Raw genomic sequence first — 5003 nt, forward strand, 5'->3', positions numbered from 1 at the left:
GGGCTGGCCGACCTCATCGACGAATCCGACCTGTAAACCCCGCCGCCCCTGGGCGGAAACCGCCCCACTGCATCCCTCGTCTGTCCACATTGGAGTGTCATCGTGTCTGTACCTCTCCAGCTGTCTCCTCCTCCTTCGCCTTCGCCGTCGGTGGACCCGAACATGGTCCCCGCCGAGCCGCACTCACCGCTGGTCGACCTGGCCAACAAGGTCGCCGGCTGGTTCGCCGACCAGCCCTGGCTGGCCGTGCTGCTCGCCGTGGCTGTGGTCGTCGTCGTTGCCGCGGCCCACACCGCCCGCGCGGCGGTGTGGCGGTGGCGGCACCGGCGACTTGCCACCCACGCCCACCAGATCCTGATCACCCCACCACCGGAGGTCGACGCGGCCGGCGCCGCCGCCTGGTGGGCCAACCTCCACGACCTGCTCAGCCCGTCCTGGCGGCGCCGCCTGCTCTACGGCGTGCCGCACATCGCGGTGGAGTACCGGTGGTCCGGCCGGCAGTTGACCATCGTCGTCTGGGTGCCCGGCACCGTGCCTGCCGGCCCGGTCGCCGCCGCCGTGCGGGCCGCGTGGCCCGGCGCCGCCTGCACCATCGACGAGGTCACCGCACCCATCCCGGACGCTTCGGCCCCGGGTGCCGAGACGCGGGCGGTCGGTGGCGCACTCGCCCCGGCCCTGCCCGGCTGGTATCCGCTCAACGTTGACCACGACACCGACCCGATGCGGCCCCTCGTCGCCGCCGGTGCCGGCCTGCACTCCACCGAGTACGCGTGTGTGCAGGTGCTCGCCCGACCGGCCACCCCACGCCAGGTCGCCCGGCTCCGCAAAGGCGCCGCGGCGCTGCGCACCGGGAAACCACCGACCGGCGGGCCGCTGGACCCGACCCCGCTGGTGCGCGGCGGGCTGAACCTCATTACCGGGATTGTCACCGAACTGGTCACCCCCGGCCCACCCCGCCGCACCACCACCGGCACCGGCGCCGGCTACCGCCCGGTGCCGGCGGATCCGTTGCGGGACCGCGACGCCCGCCCGGCGATCGACAAGACGATCGGCCCGCAGTGGGAGACCGCCATCCGCTACGCGGTCGCCACCACCAACACACGCACCACCAGCACGGCCGGCCGCTCGGGCGAGGACGCCACCGCGCGGCGCCTGACCACCCTCGCCCACGGGCTGGCGTCCGCGTTCGGCGCCTACGCCGGCCGCAACCACCTACGCCGGCTGCGGCTTGCCCAGCCGGCCGCGGTCCTCGCCGCCCGGCCGTTGCGGCGCGGGTTCCTGCTGTCGGCCGAGGAGCTGACGGCGATCGCCGGGCTGCCCACCGACCTGTCCGTACCCGGCCTGGGCCGGGCCCGCGCCAACGCGGTGCCCCCGCCGATCGACGTGCCCACCGGCGGTCGCAACACCAAAGTCCTCGGCACCGCCGAGGTCGGCGGCCACAAGGTCGCCCTACCGGTCGTCGACGCCCGCCAACACATCCACCTGCTCGGCTCCACCGGGTCGGGCAAGAGCACCGAGATGTGCCACCTCGTCCTCGACGACATCAAGGCCCACCGCGGCGTGGTCGTCATCGACCCGAAAGGCGACCTGGTCCTGGACATCCTGGACCGCCTCCCCGCCTCGGTCGCCGACCGGGTGGTGCTCATCGACCCGGACCAGCCCGGCGGGGCGACCCTCAACCCGTTGCAGGGGTTGGACGACGACCTGATCGTCGACAATATCGTGTCGATCTTCTCGAAGATCTTCCAGCGGCACTGGGGGCCCCGGATCGACGACGTGCTGCGGGTGGCCTGTCTGACGTTGATGCGTAAGGCCAACGCGACCCTGACGCTGATTCCGCCTTTGTTGCAGGACAAGCAGTTTCGGGCGGTGTTCACCGTCGACCTCGACGACCCCGAGGGCCTGCTGGGGTTCTGGCAGTGGTACGAGCAGACCCCGCCGCCGCTACGGGCACAGATCATCGCCCCGGTCCTGTCGAGGCTGCGGGCGTTTCTGCTCCGGCCGTTCGTCCGCGAAACCCTCGGGGTGCCGAAGTCGTCGTTCGACATGGGCCACGTCCTCGACCACGGCGGGATCCTGCTCGCTCGGCTGCCGAAAGGGCAGATCGGCGAAGAGACCGCCAAACTCATGGGCAGCTTCGTGTTCGCGTCCGTGTGGCAGGCGGCCACCGCCCGCGCCCGGATACCCGAACCGCAACGCCGCGACGCATGTGTCTACGTTGACGAGGCGCACAATGTCCTGAATTTGGCCGGGTCGGTGGGGGACATGCTCGCCGAGGCCCGCGGCTACCACCTGTCGCTGCTGCTGGCCCACCAGAACCTCACCCAGCTCCCGCGGGACACCCAACTCGCCCTCTCGGCGAACGCCCGCAACAAGGTGTTCTTCTCGTGCTCGCCGGAAGACGCGCACCAGCTGGCCCGGCACACCATGCCCGAGCTGACCGAGCACGACCTGTCGCATCTGGACGCGTACACCGCGGCGGCCCGTCTCGTGGTCGGCTCCCGGGAGACCGCGGCGTTCACCCTGCGCACCCGGCCGGCGGCGCCGATCGTCGACGAAGCGCTCGCGATCCGCCAACAGGTCGCCCGCCCGGAAGCGACCGAGCTGACGGGCATCGAACGGCTCGGCGGACTCAACCGCCAAGACCGGGACTGCCGCAGAGGCCACGACAAGGGCGGCGACGAGCAGAACCGCCGCGACGACCAGGACGACCGCGACGACCAGGACCGCGACGACAAGTAGCGCCGAGGACCGGGGCCGGTGCTCCGCTGGCCCCGCCGACGCTCCCGGCCGACACGCAGCCCCCGCCGGGTGCCGACCCGGTCCGGGCCGGCGCGCCCTCGCACCGCCCGCCGCTTTCGTCGCGGGCGGGCGGTGACGTCGGCCGCCCTGCGTCCAACAACCGAAACCCTTCGCTGACAAGGAGAATCCCCATGCCCTCGAAGGCGCGTACCGCGCCGTCCAGACGGCCGTCAGCCGTCCAAGGGCCGCCCGTTACCGGCGACGGCCAGCACCCTGCCGCTGGACAGCTGACCCCGCACGACGTGGCCGACCTCATCAACCGTGGGAAGCTCACCGGCGCCGACGGCGATGCGCTGATAGACGAACTCGACCAGCGGCGACTCAAACCCGCCCGGCCGGCGACCTTCGCCGTGCCGATCGCCGTGCCCGTCCCTGCCGACACCAGGCCGGCCGCGGCGATGGCCCGCCTCGACAACACGGTGCAGGGCGCGGTCGCCGCGATGACGTGGACCACGTTGCACGACATCGACGGATACGTCATCGACGCGCCCCAACGCGCTGAAGATCGGGCCAGCGGGGCAGGCCAGCCGTCGTCGACCGGTGGCGACGTGGCGCTGGTGCGCGCCAACGTGCTGCTGACCGTGACGGTCGTGGCCTACGTCCTGCACCACTTCGCCGGCACCGTACAGCAGCTGCTCGATGAAGACCTGCAGCACCTGCGCGACGCCGGCGTGGACACCGGTCCGCCGCGTCGCGCGCCGGCGCCCAGCGAAGAGGACCCGGACAAGGACTTCCTGTACCCAGCCTGGCGCCCTCGGGGCGACTGGGACGAGCCCGCCTCCTACGACTACTACGACTACGAGGGCTCTCCCGGTGACCCGGACGGCGACGAGGCACTCGTCGACCTGGACCCGGCCAGCTACGAGCGCTACCCGCTCTACGACGAGGACGAACTCTTCGGTGAAGACCCGGCCGACGCGCTGTTCATCGGCCACGGCCTGCGGTGGTGAGCCAACCGGCTCACCACCGCCCGTTCGGAACCACTGACGACAGGCGACAGCACCGGGCCGAACTACCCAACTGATCTTCACGGCTGACACCAAGCACGGATCGGCAACCCGGCGACGAGTTGGGCGACGGGACATGCGCACCGGCGGGCCAACCCCCGAGCGCGCCCCTGGACCGCCCGGCACGTGATCAACCGTGCCCAACGCACCCAACCACGCAGGCAGGAGCCCATGCCCAACCCCAGCGAGCCAACCCGAAATATCCCTCTGGGGGATACCTCCCGACCGGGGGTACCGCGTACCCCTCAAACCCGGCCGGCAGGTACCCCCCGCCGGAGACGACCCCCCGACTCCCTGCGCGAGATCTCCTGGCGTCTGGAACCTCGCGACTACGTCCTCGCCCACCTTCTCCACGAGCACCGCTACCTGACCACCGCACAGATCACCGCCATCCTGTTCACCGCCGAACGCACCTGCCGCAACCGGCTCGACGTCCTACGCAAGATCGAATTCATCGACTGGTTCATGCCGGTCCGGCCCGGCGCCGGTCGGCTGCCGGTGCACTGGCTGCCCGGGCCGCTGTCGGCCCGCTACGTCGCCCTGCACCGCGGGGAGCGGCCACCGACCGCGAAAGCCGTCCGCGAAGCCCAGGACGCCCTGGTCTCCAGCGGCCACCTGCACCACAACGACGGCACCAACCAGTTCTTCATCGACCTGTTCACCCACGCCCGCTCCGATCCCGACACGAGGCTGGCCCGCTGGTGGTCCGGACGCACCTTCGCCGGCAAGGTGCAGAACATCGCCCGCCCGGACGGGCACGGCGTCTGGCGTGAGCACGACCGGCAGGTCGGTTTCCTGCTGGAGTACGACACCGGCACCGAGGTCCACTCGGTCCTGACCGGCAAACTCGCCGCCTACCGCAAACTCGCCGCAAGCGGCGGGCCGCGCTGGCCGGTCCTGTTCTGGCTGCCCACCACCGCCCGGGAAACCAACTTCCACCGCCGTCTCAACGGCGCTGCCCGTGGCCTGATCGTCGCCACCGCCACCCGCGCCGGCTCAGCCGGGCACGGCCCGGCCGGTCCGATGTGGAAGGTCGCCGGCAACGGCCGCCGCCGGGTGCGGCTTTCCGAACTGCCCTGCCGGTGGGGCGAGACCGGCGGCTACAACCCCGGCCCGCCCACGCCCGAGCAGGACCCGCTGTACCTGCTCCGCGACGACACCGACCCCAGCACCCCCTGAGCCGGCGCCGCACCA

At 71.8% G+C, this 5003-nt stretch carries 3 protein-coding genes; all 3 read left to right on the plus strand.

Annotated features, from left to right (window positions below):
- Positions 1-162 precede the first annotated feature (162 nt).
- Entirely contained in the window at positions 163-2742 is a 2580-nt protein-coding gene (locus tag Vau01_RS47615) for a type IV secretory system conjugative DNA transfer family protein (protein WP_204007382.1), read from the plus strand.
- Positions 2743-2933: 191 nt separating this feature from the next.
- Entirely contained in the window at positions 2934-3752 is an 819-nt protein-coding gene (locus Vau01_RS47620; protein WP_204007384.1) for a hypothetical protein, read from the plus strand.
- Positions 3753-3980: 228 nt separating this feature from the next.
- Positions 3981-4988 carry a replication-relaxation family protein gene (locus Vau01_RS47625; RefSeq protein ID WP_204007386.1) on the plus strand — a complete coding sequence of 336 codons (1008 nt, stop codon included), beginning with the start codon at positions 3981-3983 and terminating at the stop codon, positions 4986-4988.
- The last annotated feature ends 15 nt before the right edge of the window (positions 4989-5003 follow it).

It is taken from the genome of Virgisporangium aurantiacum (genome assembly GCF_016863635.1).
Taxonomy (GTDB): domain Bacteria; phylum Actinomycetota; class Actinomycetes; order Mycobacteriales; family Micromonosporaceae; genus Virgisporangium; species Virgisporangium aurantiacum.

Coding starts and splice junctions, on each gene's coding strand:
- Vau01_RS47625 (WP_204007386.1), top strand. CDS start 3,981: ATGCCCAACCCCAGCGAGCCAACCCGAAATATCCCTCTGGGGGATACC.
- Vau01_RS47615 (WP_204007382.1), top strand. CDS start 163: ATGGTCCCCGCCGAGCCGCACTCACCGCTGGTCGACCTGGCCAACAAG.
- Vau01_RS47620 (WP_204007384.1), top strand. CDS start 2,934: ATGCCCTCGAAGGCGCGTACCGCGCCGTCCAGACGGCCGTCAGCCGTC.